The sequence below is a fragment of the Bacillus sp. LL01 genome (assembly GCF_001037965.1).
The window spans coordinates 161251-177821 of the sequence record NZ_LFEL01000006.1; the positions used below are offsets into that span (position 1 = coordinate 161251).

General features: G+C 39.0%; 23 protein-coding genes. 7 read left to right on the plus strand and 16 right to left on the minus strand.

What is annotated here, in order from left to right:
• Positions 1 to 67: 67 nt before the first annotated feature.
• Together AB685_RS17710 and AB685_RS17715 are read right to left on the minus strand one after the other, a co-directional pair.
• Positions 68 to 1189 carry a DUF418 domain-containing protein gene (locus AB685_RS17710; protein WP_047971926.1) on the minus strand — a complete coding sequence of 374 codons (1122 nt, stop codon included), beginning with the start codon at positions 1187 to 1189 and terminating at the stop codon, positions 68 to 70.
• Between the two features lie 345 nt (positions 1190 to 1534).
• On the minus strand, positions 1535 to 1753 hold the full coding sequence (locus AB685_RS17715) for a hypothetical protein (RefSeq protein ID WP_047971927.1): 219 nt from the start codon (positions 1751 to 1753) through the stop codon (positions 1535 to 1537).
• A gap of 199 nt (positions 1754 to 1952) precedes the next feature.
• On the opposite strand from AB685_RS17715, the gene AB685_RS31385 reads away from it, so the two are divergent.
• The gene (locus AB685_RS31385; RefSeq protein ID WP_157860739.1) at positions 1953 to 2156 is read left to right on the plus strand and encodes a hypothetical protein; all 204 of its coding nucleotides are present in this window, start codon (positions 1953 to 1955) and stop codon (positions 2154 to 2156) included.
• A gap of 288 nt (positions 2157 to 2444) precedes the next feature.
• On the opposite strand, the gene AB685_RS17725 is transcribed toward AB685_RS31385, so the two are convergent.
• From AB685_RS17725 to AB685_RS17775, 10 genes are all read right to left on the minus strand, one after another.
• Entirely contained in the window at positions 2445 to 2990 is a 546-nt protein-coding gene (locus AB685_RS17725) for a GNAT family N-acetyltransferase (RefSeq protein ID WP_047971929.1), read from the minus strand.
• Between the two features lie 98 nt (positions 2991 to 3088).
• Positions 3089 to 3376 (minus strand): hypothetical protein, encoded by a 288-nt coding sequence (locus AB685_RS17730; protein ID WP_047971930.1) that lies wholly within the window; start codon positions 3374 to 3376, stop codon positions 3089 to 3091.
• Between the two features lie 75 nt (positions 3377 to 3451).
• Entirely contained in the window at positions 3452 to 4114 is a 663-nt protein-coding gene (locus AB685_RS17735) for an HAD family hydrolase (protein WP_047971931.1), read from the minus strand.
• Between the two features lie 75 nt (positions 4115 to 4189).
• On the minus strand, positions 4190 to 4726 hold the full coding sequence (locus AB685_RS17740) for a DUF4269 domain-containing protein (protein WP_082153695.1): 537 nt from the start codon (positions 4724 to 4726) through the stop codon (positions 4190 to 4192).
• A 114-nt stretch (positions 4727 to 4840) separates the two neighbouring features.
• Entirely contained in the window at positions 4841 to 5092 is a 252-nt protein-coding gene (locus tag AB685_RS32150; protein ID WP_241773336.1) for a GNAT family N-acetyltransferase, read from the minus strand.
• Entirely contained in the window at positions 5080 to 5247 is a 168-nt protein-coding gene (locus AB685_RS32155) for a hypothetical protein (RefSeq protein WP_241773337.1), read from the minus strand. Before AB685_RS32155 ends, AB685_RS32150 begins: the two co-directional genes overlap by 13 nt.
• A gap of 142 nt (positions 5248 to 5389) precedes the next feature.
• On the minus strand, positions 5390 to 5791 hold the full coding sequence (locus AB685_RS17750; RefSeq protein WP_047971932.1) for a hypothetical protein: 402 nt from the start codon (positions 5789 to 5791) through the stop codon (positions 5390 to 5392).
• Between the two features lie 514 nt (positions 5792 to 6305).
• Positions 6306 to 7016 (minus strand): GNAT family N-acetyltransferase, encoded by a 711-nt coding sequence (locus AB685_RS17760; protein WP_047971934.1) that lies wholly within the window; start codon positions 7014 to 7016, stop codon positions 6306 to 6308.
• A gap of 94 nt (positions 7017 to 7110) precedes the next feature.
• Positions 7111 to 7551, minus strand: a complete 441-nt coding sequence (locus AB685_RS17765) for a nuclear transport factor 2 family protein (protein ID WP_047971935.1) — start codon at positions 7549 to 7551, stop codon at positions 7111 to 7113.
• A 582-nt stretch (positions 7552 to 8133) separates the two neighbouring features.
• Positions 8134 to 8637 (minus strand): hypothetical protein, encoded by a 504-nt coding sequence (locus tag AB685_RS17775; protein ID WP_047971937.1) that lies wholly within the window; start codon positions 8635 to 8637, stop codon positions 8134 to 8136.
• 1121 nt (positions 8638 to 9758) lie between these two features.
• Here AB685_RS17775 and AB685_RS17785 point away from each other — a divergent pair.
• Positions 9759 to 10169, plus strand: a complete 411-nt coding sequence (locus AB685_RS17785) for a DUF4181 domain-containing protein (RefSeq protein ID WP_047971939.1) — start codon at positions 9759 to 9761, stop codon at positions 10167 to 10169.
• Between the two features lie 72 nt (positions 10170 to 10241).
• Here AB685_RS17785 and AB685_RS17790 read toward each other — a convergent pair whose 3' ends face one another.
• A complete protein-coding gene (locus AB685_RS17790) occupies positions 10242 to 10766 on the minus strand; it encodes a DinB family protein (protein WP_047971940.1) in 525 nt (174 codons plus the stop codon).
• Positions 10767 to 10873: 107 nt separating this feature from the next.
• Here AB685_RS17790 and AB685_RS17795 point away from each other — a divergent pair, with 107 nt between their 5' ends.
• From AB685_RS17795 to AB685_RS17805, 3 genes are all read left to right on the plus strand, one after another.
• Positions 10874 to 11062, plus strand: coding sequence for a hypothetical protein (locus tag AB685_RS17795; protein ID WP_047971941.1), 189 nt, complete (start codon positions 10874 to 10876; stop codon positions 11060 to 11062).
• Positions 11063 to 11128: 66 nt separating this feature from the next.
• Positions 11129 to 11569 (plus strand): hypothetical protein, encoded by a 441-nt coding sequence (locus AB685_RS17800; RefSeq protein ID WP_047971942.1) that lies wholly within the window; start codon positions 11129 to 11131, stop codon positions 11567 to 11569.
• A gap of 74 nt (positions 11570 to 11643) precedes the next feature.
• Entirely contained in the window at positions 11644 to 12111 is a 468-nt protein-coding gene (locus tag AB685_RS17805; protein WP_047971943.1) for a hypothetical protein, read from the plus strand.
• On the opposite strand, the gene AB685_RS17810 is transcribed toward AB685_RS17805, so the two are convergent.
• The 3 genes from AB685_RS17810 to AB685_RS17820 all read right to left on the minus strand — a co-directional run bounded on the left by AB685_RS17810 (position 12108) and on the right by AB685_RS17820 (position 14426).
• On the minus strand, positions 12108 to 12641 hold the full coding sequence (locus AB685_RS17810) for a GNAT family protein (protein ID WP_047971944.1): 534 nt from the start codon (positions 12639 to 12641) through the stop codon (positions 12108 to 12110). The two genes, AB685_RS17805 and AB685_RS17810, sit on opposite strands and share 4 nt — an antisense overlap.
• A 1-nt stretch (position 12642) precedes the next feature.
• Positions 12643 to 13260, minus strand: coding sequence for a GNAT family protein (locus tag AB685_RS17815; protein ID WP_047971945.1), 618 nt, complete (start codon positions 13258 to 13260; stop codon positions 12643 to 12645).
• A 446-nt stretch (positions 13261 to 13706) separates the two neighbouring features.
• On the minus strand, positions 13707 to 14426 hold the full coding sequence (locus tag AB685_RS17820) for a YebC/PmpR family DNA-binding transcriptional regulator (protein ID WP_047971946.1): 720 nt from the start codon (positions 14424 to 14426) through the stop codon (positions 13707 to 13709).
• A 197-nt stretch (positions 14427 to 14623) separates the two neighbouring features.
• Here AB685_RS17820 and AB685_RS17825 point away from each other — a divergent pair, with 197 nt between their 5' ends.
• Both AB685_RS17825 and AB685_RS17830 read left to right on the plus strand, forming a co-directional pair.
• The gene (locus AB685_RS17825; RefSeq protein ID WP_047971947.1) at positions 14624 to 15928 is read left to right on the plus strand and encodes a uracil/xanthine transporter; all 1305 of its coding nucleotides are present in this window, start codon (positions 14624 to 14626) and stop codon (positions 15926 to 15928) included.
• A gap of 140 nt (positions 15929 to 16068) precedes the next feature.
• A complete protein-coding gene (locus AB685_RS17830) occupies positions 16069 to 16293 on the plus strand; it encodes a hypothetical protein (RefSeq protein WP_047971948.1) in 225 nt (74 codons plus the stop codon).
• The last annotated feature ends 278 nt before the right edge of the window (positions 16294 to 16571 follow it).

The window sequence follows — 16571 nt, forward strand, 5'->3', positions numbered from 1 at the left end:
GATAAATCCGGATATCTATGCTGAAAATAATAATCTTCTCTTCAACTTTTGCTCCGTTTCAAGCATATTAAATTGCTGATCTCTTCCTTAAGAATGTCTCAAAAGGACCTCTTATAGATCTTTGATGCATAAAATATGCAACCGATACTGAAATAATCCAAACTAACAGGGCAATTATGTCACTCGCTAATTGACTAATGTTTCCACCAAGACCACCAGCATAAGGAGCTAAAATGAAAACAAATAGAAGTGACTGAAATAGATAAAAACTCAATGAACGTTGTCCAAGAGCAGAAATAGCTTTTGTAAGGCTCCCAGTCGTCCCTTCTAACTTAACAACTAGTAATCCAATCAGCGCAGTCCATCCAACACCACCAGCATAACCAGTTATTGTATGAAGTGATTTTGCAATAGCTTCGAAAACATCATTGTAACTTGTCCAAAATAAAGACGACATTAGGGCCATCGGTATTCCGCCAGCAGTCGATAGTAAAAGCCCCAATATAGCAGCCGTGATAAGTGCCTCCTTATGGCTCTTAGGGTTATCTATTATCTTGAAACGGGCCGCTAAAATGCCAATTAGCACCCCTGGGATTACTTGATAACTCAGCACAGGTGTATAAAACAACCAATCAAACATTCGAGTAATAGATGCCTCAATAGGATTTGCAATTATAGCTGAAGTTGCGACTTCCATATTCAATGCATCAAAACCTCTAGGCATGTACGGGGCAAACACTCCTACCAATATAAGAAAAAACACAGCGATTATGATGATTCTCCTATTGGATAATTGAAGAAATAAACTTGCAAAAAGGAGAGAGATAAATCCATACACCCCGATGATATCTGCCATGAAAAGAGTTGCATGGAAAAAACCGATTACTAACATCCAAGCTCCTCTGCGCTTAAAGATTTTTTTCGTATCCTTCAAGTTGACCCCTTTTCTCTTTTGGCCTTTAAATACTTGATGGAGCCCATATCCGAAAAGGATAGCAAATAGAGGGAAAGCACGTCCGTCAATGAAAACTTGCCTGAAGAATACAGTTAACTGGTCTATTAAAGTGATTTCTTTTTCAGTTGAAAATATAAATTGATTAGCATGTGCCAAAGCAATAAACAACAACATAAAACCACGCGCTAAGTCTGGTGTTAATTTTCTTTTATTTGCAATTGAGATAGTATTCATAAGTTTTTCCTTACAATTTATTATTTTGATTATTAACTAGTACTATAAGTCTGAAACTGTCGAATTACAATGTAAGCAAAGTGCAAACTACTTTCACCCAATCCATCCTATTCAAGATCAATCTTGAATAATTCTCCTTTGCCACTACGTATCATAATCTACTCCCTAAATTTAAAGATTCAAGTGTCTGCATTGATTTAAGAGGCTCCCTTAAACCCGCAAGATCCTTTTCATTAAACCTCCACAACATATATACCTATCCCCCCTTCGTTCGAAAAGGTACCTCGATGGAGTTAGTCTCTTCACGCATTCTTTATTGGCTTCCATTCCGTGCAATGAAATTTTTTATTTTTTCATCACCTGTTCCTCTTTTTGTTTTAAAATAAACACTTCTCTAATAAAAGCCCCCACTATGCCAGAAGCTCCAATGATGGATATCAAATTCATAATCCTGACAAAAGTATGAGGAGTAGAAACCACCACGATACTTTGTAAGATTATAGACAGGCAAAGTAAAGAAGACATCATAACATAGTATTTAACGGTTGGCTCTTTTACTTTCATCGTAATCCCCCTCCATATTTTTCACATGCCGCTTTGTATCGTTTCCCAATCCGCAACCTTGCGCAGAATTTCATCAATCCCCCATACTAGAAAAGAGCCAACTGTAGAACAAATAAGAAAGAGCCTGCTCAAATTATCCCAAGCCTCATTATTGAATAAATGGAGGATGAATATTAGAATCAACCCAAAAAACAAGTGAATGACGAAAGCAATAAAAGCTCTTATAGAAGGAGATATTTTTTGGGTGACCATATCGGAGAGGCAAGAAACCGGTAAACCATACAGTAATAAAAATGGGGCCCCATATAAAAACAAGAGCCAAAACACACCTAGAAATTCCGATATTGAAGGAAGGCTCCATACCGAGATGAGTGCAGGTACAAGAATACAGGCCAAGAAATAGGTCAAAAGCTTCCTAATGATCATTATGTATCCCCCTATAAAGTACGTCTCTTTATTGAAACGGAAGTCTAGGTGGTCATACCCAAATACTGATAATCCCTATCATACACCCAGTAACAAGAAAAGCCGTTGCTACTCTTATATTGTTGACACCAGCATTTACGAGTTTTCTGGAGAGGGCATGTCCACCTTCAAGGTTCTTGAAACGCTTCCAGAACTTTTGATAAAAATATGCCGCTAGAAGGAGAAACATTAGTGCTAAAATGTCCAGTACTACAAACCAACTCAGTTAAATCCCCTTCCTTTCGCATTTGACTCTCCAAATCATATGATGATAACCCTCATCCCAAAAATCTTCTAGCAAAAAGGCCGGATCTCCAAATTTCTTCGTCCAGATTCTTTGAGCACTTACATACCCACTGTCGAGGCAAAACTCTGTTATGCACTTGCTTTGCATTGCCAGCATTATTCTATTTAAAAGTAAATTACCTATCCCTTTCCTTTGGTAATCAGGATGTACAAAAATGGTCCCGACTTCATGTAAGCCTTTAAACGCATTATTTGTACACATGCAAATAAGCTCACTTGCTGCTCCATATTCGATAGTTCCGATTATTTTATCTCCATCTAGAGCAAGAAGAAAAAACCGCTTCTCCCCATTACTTTCCAGGTCTCTAGCTAAGTAGGTTTTCTTCCCTTCTATCTCATTTTCCATGTCTTCTATTTTATCTACTATGCCTTCTTTGTTAAATGTGTCTGTTATTACCGCTCTAAAAAATTGATTCAAGTTGTTAATATCGTCTTCCATTGGCCTTCTTATCTCTACGTTAATCAACACAAAGCCTCCTTCATAAAAGTCAATATATGAACAATACTATTCCGCTTGAAAGTGAGATATAGATAAATCCTAACAGCAATGCATACATGAACTCTTTAGATTTTCGATCCAAGATTAAATATAAACCTCCATAAAAAAATCGTTAAAACTATCATTAATATGGAAGAGAAAGCTATTAGACCATAATCAGCAGAAAAATAGATTTCTATTCTATCCATTAAAATAATGGTTAAAATAACTACCGGGAGTGATATCCAATGGCTTTTTGCTATCGTATCCTTCCCTTTTTGAAACTTTACTTTTCTTGAAATCATTTTGAGAAGTGTTTTTGCTAAAAAATGACTCACTACAAAAAGCCCAACAACCGTGATAATCTCCATCATTAAAATACAAATCCCCTCCTGTTAAGGTGAAAATCTTACCCAACCACCAACAAAAAACAGTCTGTTGAAACCATACTAGACCCGGCTTCCCACCAAAATATCCATTAATTGGTCCACACTTTTAGCAATATAGGTAGGTTCGGCATCCCTAATCTCATCTAACGAACCATAACCGTAAGTCACTCCAATTGAATCAATCCCTGTATTCTTCGCCCCAATGATATCGTGCTTCCGATCTCCAATCATGATAAAATCGCTATGTTTATAATTAGTATATTTATCGAGTATGTATTGAATGATTTCCGTTTTGGATGACCTTGTTCCATCAAGGTTACTCCCGACAATAAGTTGAAAATATTGTTCGATATTAAAATACTTTATAATTTGTTCAGCAAACACGGTAGGCTTCGAAGTCGCAACCACTAACAAATAGCCACTTTCCTTTAATGCCGCTAATAGCAAAGAGATATTAGGATATAACACATTTTCAAACATCCCCTTCTCCCTAAACCTATCTCTATAAAGATCAATTGCACTTTTTGACTTCATTTCATCAAAACCATAATACTCCGCAAAGGAAACCTGGAGTGGTGGACCAATAAAACACTCTAGTTTATCGGTATCAGGCTCCGCAATAGCCATTTTCTCTAATGCGTATTGAACCGACTTCGTAATTCCTTCTTTTGGATCGGAAAGGGTTCCATCTAAATCGAATAGGATGATCTTGTATTTTTCCAAAATAACTCCCCCTTTTTATCTAAACTCATCTTGCACGGAATAGAAATCACTTTCCAATTGGAAATGTTTTTCAAGTTACAACTGCACAATCCCTTCTTCCACTCCAAATCGGATGAGACCTTCGTATGGATCTCCACAAATATTTAATAACTTACAAAACGCCGGTTCAGTTTTGTATCCTTGATTTTTAAGGTTTATCACTTTTTCTTTTAAACCTGGATTTCTCTTCAACAGTTCATATTCAATCATCATATGGAGATATGCAAATTGCTTGTGTACAGGTTGAGCTTGTCCGAACAATTCAAACTCAAAATCCCGAAAAATAAAGTTCGCTTTCACTACTTCTCTTCCTCGGATCGTTGTTCTTTTGATTGAGAAATTCTCCTTATCAGCGTAAAGAGTTTGTAGCTTTTCTGCGAAATGCCCTAGCTCCTGTACTTCCATAATTATGTCTAAATCTGACCCTTGTATATCAATACCGATGGGTAGCGTTCCACAGAGGATGGGATTATAGGCATCTAACTCATTCAAAATATTCAAGTCTCTCATTGCTACATAAGCCTCTTGCTGCTTTATATTGCCGGCTTTCATTTTCTCGAAAGTATTGATCAAAAAACACCTTCCTCACCCTCATTAAAAATTCGGCGCTATTCTTTACTTTCGAATAGCGCCTAAATGATCAATTACGTTGCATATATTTTAAAGGTGCAACTCTTTATATATATTCTAAGTAAACTTAGCAAATGCTACCAAAGATCCCTCATCACAAGACTTGAAACCATTCTTTTCATAAAAATGTCTTACGTCAGGGGCTTCTTCCGTTAATAGAACTTTTTGTCGAACATGTTGATATTTCTTCAGAACCTGCTGCAACAGTTGAGTAGCAATTCCTTGATTATGATATGCATTCAACACCAGAATATCTTGGATATAAATAATGGTTAATCCGTCACCAACAATACGAATTAACCCAACCAATTCTTCACCATCCCAAGCAGAAATAACTTCCAAGGACTGATAGATTGCTTGATAAAGTATAAATCCTTGGTGTAAGCAAACCACTCTACATCATTGTACAATTTCTCTAATTGTTCTAGCTTAATCACTTTGTCTCTACTAAACTTAATTTCCATTCCTTTTCCTCCTCAAAATAATTATTTTGAAGAGTTCTTCCATTTAACCACTGCCTTATACCTCCATTAGCCGCTTTTAACGAATAAAAAGCGCCGTACCCAAATCCATATACTGCATCATATGGTTCTTGACTTAAGTAATTTAATCTTCCTTTAAGCTATCCAATAACACATATCCAAAAATTAACGCAGCTATGGTGGAAAGATCTAAATGTATGATGTCCATCATAAACGGAATGTACCTACCTAGGATAGTGAGAGAAAGAATGGGAACCAAAGCTACGTAAAAGGTTGGAAGTCCGACTGTCAGTAACTTTATCCAATTCACTGACCATGCTTTTTCTTGTTTTATCTCTTTTATTAATCTTGGCAAGCGAAGGAGTATTCCTATTAAGACCGTGAATAATGTTTTAAATATAACTGCAGGAATAAAATTATAGTTCCTTTGAGCTCCATCCAGCAAATGCAGCTGATATCTTGAACCAATATAGTATATAAACCCAATAACTATAGTCCAGAATAAATACCTTGAAAATTTTCTCATCACAAACCTCCTGCATTTTATTGGACATTACATAGTTGATATACGGGGTTACAGTCAAAAAGTTTCGTATTTTGCCCTAAAGCTAGTTGGCCCAACAAACGTGTATTCTGAGTTAACTATGGCTACATTTATAAATAATTGTTGATCTATTTTCACACTTAGCTCCAAACACTTTCCTTCTTCCTCTTAATCAAGTATGTAACGGTACTTAAAATTAGAATGGTAATTAGAATACTAAAGCCTAGGAATATTGAGGTATTAAAGCTGTTGATTATTTGAAAAATGAACAACAGTGCAATAATAGATATAAATATATAACCTTTTTTTCTACTTTTAATATAAAGAGATGAAAAAATGGTTAGTGCCAAAGAAACCATAATTACTTGAGATATGAAAATTGTGAGGTACATCCAAAAACTCATTTTCTCACGTTAGCCTCCTTATTATATTCTTGTGTTGTAATTCAAAATCGATGTCAGACTCTTTGTGATCTACTATATTAACTTTTGTGTTTTCACCTAAATATCTTATAAATCCCCTTCCGATCGCGATGCTCACAACCATTTTTCTCGAATATCTTTATCATATTGGCATTGTTCACATCGGTGCTTCCCACATAATAGATGGCCTGAAATTGCTTGAGTAACGCCATACTAATTTGGTGAATTTGTACACCCAGTCCGCGCCCCCTTAATTCAGGAACTACACCGAAATAAAATAACCTTCCTTCATCTTCGGTGCCTATTTCTATATGAGGAATACTTATTCCAACCAAAGCTCCATCCTTCAAAAAATAATAGCAATGCTGCCGCCACACCGGTCCCAGTTCATTTTTTAATGAATTCATGACTTCATCTATTGGTTGCTTTATATTCTTATTGGCAGATCCCGATCGACAAAGCTCATATAACTCTCCATATCTCTGGTCATCCAGGAATCCTTCTGCAAGAGAATGCCAAACTAATTCACCCTCCGGTATAGGCAAATCGGCCAGTTTCCGTGTGTACTCCACGATACATGAAACTTTGCCAAACTTATTTTCAAGCAGCCAACTTTCATATTGCTCATCCATCAGTAAGGATAAATAGCCAATCTCCAGTCGGTCCCATTCTTTCAGGATGTCTGCAAATTGGCTTAAGTATAATTCTGTAGGAACATCATCCATTTTAATCTGATCAACAAGCCAGTATTTTTGTTCGTTTTTAATGATATTAAATAAGTTCAATTCGCTCCCCCACTACCTTCTTCGGTTGTTGGACAATCCGAAAGATAAAGTTAATACCTTCAAGAAACCGTCCTACCTGCTACCTGTAACTCTATTATTTTAGGTTAAATATACCTTTTCCAGTTTGCAAATCTATTGGCAATGATGAATGTTCGTGTGTTATGAGCCAAGACTCATTTACTTTTTTTAAGCCAAATGTAAAACGGTTTGTTATTTGACGAAGTTTCTCTCCAGATTTTTCTCTGTAAGCAGCGAACGTTACAGCACAATGAACAAATGCAACATTAGTATTTTCCTCAATAGATAAATCATTAAAATCTACTTTTAGTAAATCTCCGTCTTCACTCAAACCATTAAACCACTCTAATACATTTTCTCTCCATAAAGAAATACCCTTACACTCCCAGTTTCCCCAGCAATCATAAATAAGTACATCAGCAGCATAGGTAGACAGGAATTTTTCAGCATCTTTTTCATAAACCGCACATTTGTAATTTTCAAGAACGTCCTGAACTTTACTAATACCAATCGTCATTAAGTCATCTCCTTCAAAAAAGTTAAGTTTTTTTCCATATTCATTCCTTTTTTACTTATTCAACAATCCTGCACTTATTACTTATTACCAATTGTTTCAAAATTAAGTAATTTCCACAAGAAATATATTCAAAAAAAGCTTACCCTTTTCTGGATAAGCGCTTTGTTAGCTATAGTATCTTTTGTGATTAAGAGTAAAGTTCGAAATTGGATTGGGCAACTTTGCATCTAAATAAGTGTTAAGAATAATAAATGCTAAACATAATTAGGATAAGAATAATTGCTCTAATCCAAATTAACTTATTACTTATTCCAGCTTTCTTCTCCAAGTGATATATATAATGAACTGTTATGATAAAACCTAATAATGTCAGTATGTACCCTGTTGTAATTTCAACTAATATAAGATATTCAAAAATACTAAAACCAATTAGAAGAAGACCAATTGAACCCAAAATCATATTTAGATAAAGACTTCTATTATTGTCATTCATCACGTCATCTTCCCCGTTCCTACCATTCCGTTCAATTATAATTATTTCCTTGTTCAGGAAATACTTCCAGATTATTGAAGTTTTACGATTTATTCACTAATATCGTAAACCAGTATATCGAATAATTTTTCATCAACATAAAGGAATATCGCCCATTCACCGGGTTTTGGTATCTTAACGGTTGACGGTGCGTGTACATCCGCTCCATTATTGGGTCCCCCAAGTGGTATGCTCCATCCGTTTGTTGTTATTTGATGAATGGTTTGTGATTCCTTATGGAAGCCAACCACTGTAAGTTTTACGTTGGTGGGCTCATTAACTCCCCATAAATGCCACATCCATTTTTGCGGAGTTAAACTGGGCATATCTGCACCTATGACACCTGACTTATTTTTATTACCCATTATATTGTCATTAAAAATGACTGCTTTGTTTTCCCAATCGATATTCTCAAAATTACTTTCCTCTACGAAATCAGGAATGCTTTCTGTTATGTTCGAATCATTTTTAGTTTCATTTGATGAGCAAGCCGTTAAAACGAATGCACCTAACAACAGAACCAATAAAGCTGTAAACTTTTTACTATAAACCATTAGGAACCTTTTCCCCCTTTAATAAGTTTTCTAATACAGGAATGCTGCCCTATTCCTAAGTAAGAAGCGATAAGCTATGCTGCAATCGCTCCAGATTCTTGAACAACTCATAGATGATGGATTGTTAAGCTTGCTTTCTAATATCAACTTTATAAGAAATTTTATCTTTTACTTCTTTTTCTTAAAAAACACAAAATAAAGAATTATAGACAACGATAGAAGTACAATTATAATTGATGGTTCCATAGTAATACCTCCAGAATGTATTTAACATAAAATACGTTTTCTCTTAGTGAAAAGTTTCATCTACATCAAAATTGACAAGTCAACCTGAAAATTTGATATTTACTTACTATGGAACCTAGTTACGAGCACAATATAGAAATAGATAAAGCAGGTATTTTACAAACTTCCTCACAGACTTATCTTGAATTCTTTTAAAATTAGTCAATCATTAGTAACTACTTATGTGTTTCTTCCATATTCTTCACGTGGACTGTTTTAGTTATGAGAACAGCAACTACTTCTTTTTTAGTAATCGCACCATTTTTCTCATAATTTACAATTCGGTAAATCCCTTCTTATTTACTTTCATATTCCATTAATCTGCCCTTTTACTTAATACCAATTATTTCAAAATCTGTCGTACAACTCAATCTTCTTTTCGTCAAAAAACGCATTCCTTGTTTCAGAAAAGCGTTAGTTAGTGGAATAATGTCTTATATAATCTAATTATCTCGTTTATATTTTTTTGAAAAGTAATAGCCTACAAGTGATATTGAGATTACCATAACAGTAAATATAATGAATTTAACCAATTGCTTATCCCATACAAAATAATAGGTGAAAATTAAACTACCAATTATAATTATAATTTGAAGTACGAGATAAAAAATCCTTTTATCCAAGGTCATCCCCACCCTTATTCAAATCCTCTTCCTAATTTTAACATATAATTTCCACTTCTTAATACTATGATTGGCCGTTTATTGATTAATTCCGCTCCCATAATTCATGATTCGTAGATAACCATATTTAAAAATGGTAATTGTAATTTAGAAATAAATGGAATACATTTAAAGAGGAAACATTTTTATGTTTATTGAATGGGGGTATTCAACATGCTTTGGGTGAACTTTGTTCTGATTATCGTAATTGTGTTGGTGGTGGCGAAAATAGTTAAAGTTTCTTTAAGGAAACTATTAAAAATTGAGAAAAGCAAAAAGAAGTTTTTTTCTTACAACCATATCAATAAGCTGCACGTAAAAATTGATTGGAGTTTCAGAATTATTGCTGCGCTCACTTCTATTACTCTAGCTATCTTAATTGGTAATCAAAACATCTCCATGACCGCAATAGTAGTGGTTTTGGTAGTATTTATTTTAGCGGATTATTCGATACGGGCATTTTTCGAATGGAAATTCTCCGACAATCCGAAAGAATCCATTTTAACGGTTAGTGAGATGTTTATATTAGTTGTTTCGGTTGTCATTGTTTCTACTATGAATTTATTGAATATTAATCTACATTAATGTTGATTTTTGGGAAGGGGAGGGTTCATTAGACTGCTTTTGCAAGCTGCGTCTTCCCCCGAAAATCGAAACCTACTTGTTCAGTATCCCCAAATATTCCTTCCATGGCCCCACGTCTGTGCTGTACCTTTTTGCGATTACACGTACGATTTGGGCAGTGTGGGTGAGGTCATGCACCGCCCATGTGGAGATTAATTCTCTTGCCTTCACTTCCCCGAGGGCCGGGTGTATGCCTTTTTGCTCCAAATGCTGTGTCGGGTCGATAAGTAGTTTAAGTGTTTGTAGGTTTTCTTTCCGAATTTCTCTAAACGCCTGTAGCTTCTGCTCGATTGGTGCTGCCGTGTTTTCATTTAAATGTGCGAACCGGTCAAACTCCGGGAATGGCTTGCTGTCGCCTTCCTGCAAAATAAACCGGAGCCGCGGAATCCAGTTCATCTTTTCCCCTTCGATCAGGTGGTCGATGACTTCTATGGCATTCCAGGTTCCTTCCCCTTCATTACAGATTAACCAGCCCTCTGAAAGACCCACTAGAAGCTGTTCGAGCGCATTTGGTGTGCGTTCAAGTATCTCCATCGCTTCATTCATTTGAAAGTTCATGGTACATACCTCCCTCTATTATTCATTCAATCTATTAATAATTTTACATCATCTGCTAAAAGAGTGGACAAGGAACTCGATATAAAGGAAAAGGGGAGATTTTTGTCATGAAGAAAGCAGTCATTCTTTTTATATCAGGGGTATTTTTTCTAACTGTTACACCAGAAATGGCGTTTGCCCAGGCTGTATCAAACGAAACGGGACAGCCCAATAAATTCATTGTCATTGTTTCTACTATTATCATCATCCTCGTCTTCTCTCTTTTTAAATGGTGGAAAGACAGGAACGCTACATAAGGAAAAGTCCAAGCATGCCAATCCATTCCTCATATCCTATAGAAAAGACTATGGGAGTGATCTGGGATGGGAAACGCATGTCTGGATTTCAATATCAGGACACAGTTTACCTTTACGGTGAGTGATCGGGATCTAAGTAAGGTTTTGAATGGACTGGCTGAGGAAAGCGTGAATATCAACGGCTATTTCCAGACGCTTGCCGGGAAGAAGTTCAATTTTGTCCGCATGGTGGTCGGTACATCTGCTGATGAGCCCGAGCGGGACATCCGCATAGTTCGGAGAGTGATGAAGCAAGTCGGGGTCCGTTATAGGGAGAATCAGATTATCCAGTTGCTCGATCGTGTTTATGGTGTGCCGGGACAGGTCAACACAATCTTTGGCACGCTTTGGTGCAAGATGCAGGTTCGTGCTGTCTACCTTGGGGAGGACAACAACATCTACCTGGATGTTTCCAATATCGGATACGCAATCCGGCTTTTATCAGAAGTGAACCCTCCGCGTTGCTAGGACTGTTGTGATGGCCTTTTGCCTGAATGCTGCATAGTATAGGGTAAAACTCAGACTGAAGGAGTTGTGAGACTATGCGGGAGATGCCGGAAGTGGTGGAGTCGTTTGACTATTTGATTCGGACGCAGTTTTCATTTGATGTGGATGAATGGGCTTTAAGCTGTATTATGGATGGATTGGGAGAGCAGCAGGTCAATATTAATGCCTATTTTCACTCTAAGACAAATGATGGGACTCACCTTGTAAAATTGGTACTTGGCAGCAGTGAAGCTGAGACGTCACAGGACTTGCAGGCGTTGCGAAGGGTTTTGCGTGGCTATGGACTGGGTTTCAAGGAAAGACAGGTCATCCAGGTGGTTAAGCTGCCGGCAGGGAAATCCGGACAGCTCAACGACCTTTTTGGTGCGCTCTGGTGTGAGCTACAGGTGGAAAGCATGTATCTAGGCGAAAATACGAATGTATTTTTAGATACATCCGATATTGAACGCGCAATTGACATCCTTTCTGATCCAGTAATGTTTGTATGTGAAAAGAACTGTTAGAACGGGACAGTGTCATGAATCGGCGTGGTCGTGGTGGCCTCCCAGTCCGTGCGGGTAATGGCATATCCGACTGAATCGAATAGCTTGTCGTTTTGAGGCCAGGCACTACGGTGGTAGGCTTCTTTGACGTATCCGCTGTTATGGAAGGTCTTGCGCATTGCAAGGTTGTCGTGGCGGGTATGGCCTTCGATTCTGATGAGATGTGGGTAGTTCGTGAATGCATATTGTGTGAGCCATTTTACAGCTTGAGGGCCACGGTTTTGTCCTCTGGCTTTTTGTTTGAGTCGGAGGTCGAACAGGCAGCTTGGGTCCTCTAGGTCGAAAAGCCGTAACATGCCGATGGTTGTTTGATTCTCGTATTGGATGAAGAAGGTTTTTGTTCCTTCGTTTGTGTAGTTGTTTTGTGCGATGGATTTTTTTATCGCTTCCTCTGTCGGGTTTTCCGTCCCATGGTAGGGCCAGGTTTCGGTTGTCAGCAGTTGGACAAGCTCGTTTTCGGTTTCTTTTGTGAGTTCGGTGTATGTTTGCATATTAGTCTACTTTCCTCCGTTTAGCTTGTTGATTTTCCCATTCCTCGCGCAGCATGCCCATGCGGATCGAGTCATAGAGTTTACCTTGATAGTTTCGAACGTTCCTTATACATGCTTCCTGTGTGAAGTTCAATTTTTTACCGACCTGTACCATCCGGAGGTTTCCGGACCAGGTGGTATAGCCGACTCTCGGAATCTGCGGTTTTGTATGGAACAGATAGTCAGTCCATAGCTTGATTGCTTCGGTTCCGTAGCCGCCATTCCAAAATTTTGGCAAGTAGATGATGATGCCCATCTCCAGCCAATTGGACGGTTCGTGCTCCCAGTAGTAGATGACGCTTCCGATTGTCTCGGGCTCGGCTGTTTGCGTTTGGATCAGGTAGATGGAATCCATTCCTCCGTTGATCTGCTTGGTCATTTTCGTGATGTAAGTTTCCTCGTCGATAATCTCCAGTGGAAAGTATGGCGCGTCCCACTTTTTGTATTCGGGGTTGGGGTCGCCGTACATGAGGTGGTATAGTTCCGGGAGATCGGGGATGGTTAGTTTTTTAAGTTGGATTTTGGTTCCTTGGATGGTAGTTGGTGTAGCTGATATTGATGAGTTTTGGATTGTCGGCATAAGTAAGGGCTCCTTTTTGGATGGGTAACTAGGTAATTTACGTTTATGTGTGGGGTTTGGTTTCGTTTTTTGTCTGTTTTCTTGACTTCGTGATGGAAATATATGGATTGTCGTTAATTCAGGCTGTTTTTTTGTATAATTGGAGAGGTTTTTTGAATACTTTGGGCATTTTTTTGTATAATTCCCCTCGTTTTTTGTATACTTCCCCTTTAGACCTTCAGATGCACAATTACACAAAAACCTCATCTTCCAGCAGATCCCTTATCCTAGCATAGTAATTTTTAAACAATCGTTTGTTCAAGGAAAAATTCAACTCTTGTGCCCCAATGCATCCACGAAAAAATCACAAATTAACTTTTAAGATTGCTATGTTACCAAAGTAATTTCCCCCAAAACTGAAAAACAGACCCCTATCCCAAAAGATAGAAGCCTGCCCACCAAATCATTTATTCCCCTAAATCCACATTATGGTACACACGTTGCACGTCGTCGCAGTCTTCTAGCGCATCAATAAGCTTTTCAAACTGCTCTTGTGCATCTTCCGGTAGCTCCACTTCGTTTTGAGCAAGCATCGTTAGTTCGGCTACTGTGAACTCTTCCACTCCGGCATCCTTTAATGCTGACTGCACCGCATGGAATTGGTCGGGCTCAGCATACACGATTACCGTTTCCTCTTCTTCCATGATGTCGCGCACGTCCAGGTCCGCTTCCATCAGCAACTCTAGTACTTCGTCGGAAGTTTTTCCTTCGAATGCGAATACTGCCGTTGCGTCGAACATATAGGCAACAGATCCACTTACACCCATGTTACCGCCGTTTTTCCCAAATGCTGCACGTACTTCGGAAGCTGTGCGGTTTACGTTGTTTGTAAGTGTGTCCACGATAACCATGGAACCGTTCGGACCGAAGCCTTCGTAACGTAGCTCATTATAGCTTTCTTCCCCGGCGCCTTTAGCCTTGTCGATAGCGCGGTCAATGATGTTGCGTGGCACGTTGTATGTTTTCGCGCGCTCAAGTACAAATTTCAATGCCATGTTGGATTCTGGATCCGGCTCGCCTTGCTTCGCTGCTACATAGATTTCAAGGGCAAATTTAGAATAGACTCTACTCGTATTCTGATCCTTTGCCGCCTTCTTTTCCTTGATGTTGTTCCATTTACGACCCATATATATTCACTCTCTTTCGGAATTTAAAAGATATAACTTTTTCTATTATACATCAATCCCCTTCACGGTTTCGAGTATTTCCCATTAAAATGCTTGTTACCTGTGGTAAGATTGGTTTTGATGTTCTAATCATTTTATTTTTAACCTATTATAACTTTTAGGAGGGTCGCAATTTCAGAGATTGCGATATGTTTACTATGAAAAATTTATTTTCTTCTTTTACTATATTTTCATCGGTTCAATGGTTATTTTTCATTTTCGCCAATACGGTTGTGGTTCCGCTCTCAATCGGGGCCGCTTTTGACGTGGCACCGGAAGTGAGCCGGATGATGCTGAGTGCCTCCCTTCTTTTTACAGGGCTGGCCTGCATCTTTCAAGGATGGATGGGCCATCGCTACCCGCTGCTGGAAGGGCATTCTGGTTTATTGTGGGGCGTGATGTTGAACCTTGGACTCACTGCCTCTTCGCTTGGCATGAGTTTCACCGAAATTGGCGGGGGCGTTGCGACTGGACTGCTGTTTGCCGGCGGGTTCACGATGCTGCTTGCGGTGTTCGGCTGGACTTCGGTGTTGCCGAGAATCTTCACGCCGATGGTCATGACGGTGTATCTGTTCTTATTGACCTTTCAGTTGATGATGGTGTTTTTCCAAGGGATGCTCGGTGTGACGGAGGATGGCGTGATGAATGTGCCTGTGAGCATGCTTTCCGTTGCGCTTGTCATTTTTGTTAGTGTGTTGAAAATAAAGGCGCCGAGGGTCATCGGGAATTTCGCGATTCTTATCGGAATTGTCGTTGGGTGGATATTGTATGTTCTGCTGTTCCCTGGTAGTGGCCAGGAGGCGCCTGCTGCGGCATTTGCGTTTGACCTGTTTCCGCTCGGCGCGCCGAATCTGGAGTATGGAATCATTGCGGTCGCCTTCTTTGCAGGGGTGCTGAACTTGAGCAACACGATTGCATCTGTTCAGGCGGCTGCCGACCTGTATGGAGAGACTGCCATGCCGGGGCAATTCCGGAATTCCTTCTTCTTTACTGGCATGTTTTCAGTGATTGCTTCCTTATTCGGACTTGTTCCTTACACGCCGTTCACGTCGACGATTGGATTTTTACAGAGTACGAGAATATTAGATCGGAAGCCGTTTTTCATAGGTGGCATCATGCTTGCCGCAATTGGACTGGTGCCTCCGTTGACGTCGTTCCTGGTGACAATGCCAATGACTGTTGGAAATGCAGTGCTGTTTGTTGCGTATCTACAGTTGTTCGGGACTGCCTATAGCAGTCTGAGAGGTGCTGTATTCAACTCGGATACGATCTTCCGCTTGGCGGCACCAGTATTACTGGGGGTCTGCTTGATGAACACCTCGCCGGCTGTGTTCGGTCCGTTGCCGGTGCTATTGCAGCCGTTCTTGGCGAATGGGTTAATCATGGGAGTGCTGCTGTCGATTGTGTTGGAGAAGGTGACGAATTGGGGGCAGTTTGAGGATAAGGCGGTTGAGCATAGCTGACTCTAAGTGTTAGCTATTTTGATTAGCTATTTTGATTTACCGGAAGTACTTTTACTTTAAAATTGATAATCCAAAAGGAAAACCTCACATAAAAGAGAATGTATTACTGAATTAATTATTTTCTCAGGAGGTTTATTCCCATGAATCCAACCCTAACGGAAGGGCACGGAGATGTCATCAAAGCTATCTTCGTCTATCCTCGAACAGAACAAGTCGAGGAAGTCACACTAAATACGGCGCAAGTAACCGCCTTGCTAAATTCTACTCAAGTTTGGATTGAGTCTTTCAGCGCAAACCTAAAAATGCATAACACCGTTTGGTCGTATGGCAACGGAAACTTCACATTGCAAATTTATTTGAAGTGAGATCGAAAAAGCAGAACCAGTTTACTTAGTGGTTCTGCCTTTCAGCTGTTTCTTTCCTCATCGCCGCTCTCAGTGTTAAGATAATAATCACCAAGAACAAGGAGGAAACCATCATCCGACAGATAGAATTCAAATACGAAGTCACACGACATGCTTTATCCGCGCTGGTTAATCATTTTAAACCTTGGCGTTATGGGAGAATTCTCTTTTATATAGGCGCTTTTCTTTTCAGCATCTATTCCATTACCGACCTGCTTCAGATGTACGGGGAGATACCT

What these genes read in the sequence shown, in the direction of transcription:
- AB685_RS17710 (WP_047971926.1), bottom strand. Translation starts at nt 1,189, where the DNA reads ATGAATACTATCTCAATTGCAAATAAAAGAAAATTAACACCAGACTTA.
- AB685_RS17715 (WP_047971927.1), bottom strand. Translation starts at nt 1,753, where the DNA reads ATGAAAGTAAAAGAGCCAACCGTTAAATACTATGTTATGATGTCTTCT.
- AB685_RS31385 (WP_157860739.1), top strand. Translation starts at nt 1,953, where the DNA reads ATGACGAAAGCAATAAAAGCTCTTATAGAAGGAGATATTTTTTGGGTG.
- AB685_RS17730 (WP_047971930.1), bottom strand. Translation starts at nt 3,376, where the DNA reads ATGATGGAGATTATCACGGTTGTTGGGCTTTTTGTAGTGAGTCATTTT.
- AB685_RS32155 (WP_241773337.1), bottom strand. Translation starts at nt 5,247, where the DNA reads ATGGAAATTAAGTTTAGTAGAGACAAAGTGATTAAGCTAGAACAATTA.
- AB685_RS17750 (WP_047971932.1), bottom strand. Translation starts at nt 5,791, where the DNA reads ATGAGAAAATTTTCAAGGTATTTATTCTGGACTATAGTTATTGGGTTT.
- AB685_RS17765 (WP_047971935.1), bottom strand. Translation starts at nt 7,551, where the DNA reads ATGACGATTGGTATTAGTAAAGTTCAGGACGTTCTTGAAAATTACAAA.
- AB685_RS17775 (WP_047971937.1), bottom strand. Translation starts at nt 8,637, where the DNA reads ATGGTTTATAGTAAAAAGTTTACAGCTTTATTGGTTCTGTTGTTAGGT.
- AB685_RS17785 (WP_047971939.1), top strand. Translation starts at nt 9,759, where the DNA reads ATGCTTTGGGTGAACTTTGTTCTGATTATCGTAATTGTGTTGGTGGTG.
- AB685_RS17790 (WP_047971940.1), bottom strand. Translation starts at nt 10,766, where the DNA reads ATGAACTTTCAAATGAATGAAGCGATGGAGATACTTGAACGCACACCA.
- AB685_RS17795 (WP_047971941.1), top strand. Translation starts at nt 10,874, where the DNA reads ATGAAGAAAGCAGTCATTCTTTTTATATCAGGGGTATTTTTTCTAACT.
- AB685_RS17800 (WP_047971942.1), top strand. Translation starts at nt 11,129, where the DNA reads ATGGGAAACGCATGTCTGGATTTCAATATCAGGACACAGTTTACCTTT.
- AB685_RS17805 (WP_047971943.1), top strand. Translation starts at nt 11,644, where the DNA reads ATGCGGGAGATGCCGGAAGTGGTGGAGTCGTTTGACTATTTGATTCGG.
- AB685_RS17810 (WP_047971944.1), bottom strand. Translation starts at nt 12,641, where the DNA reads ATGCAAACATACACCGAACTCACAAAAGAAACCGAAAACGAGCTTGTC.
- AB685_RS17815 (WP_047971945.1), bottom strand. Translation starts at nt 13,260, where the DNA reads ATGCCGACAATCCAAAACTCATCAATATCAGCTACACCAACTACCATC.
- AB685_RS17820 (WP_047971946.1), bottom strand. Translation starts at nt 14,426, where the DNA reads ATGGGTCGTAAATGGAACAACATCAAGGAAAAGAAGGCGGCAAAGGAT.
- AB685_RS17825 (WP_047971947.1), top strand. Translation starts at nt 14,624, where the DNA reads ATGAAAAATTTATTTTCTTCTTTTACTATATTTTCATCGGTTCAATGG.
- AB685_RS17830 (WP_047971948.1), top strand. Translation starts at nt 16,069, where the DNA reads ATGAATCCAACCCTAACGGAAGGGCACGGAGATGTCATCAAAGCTATC.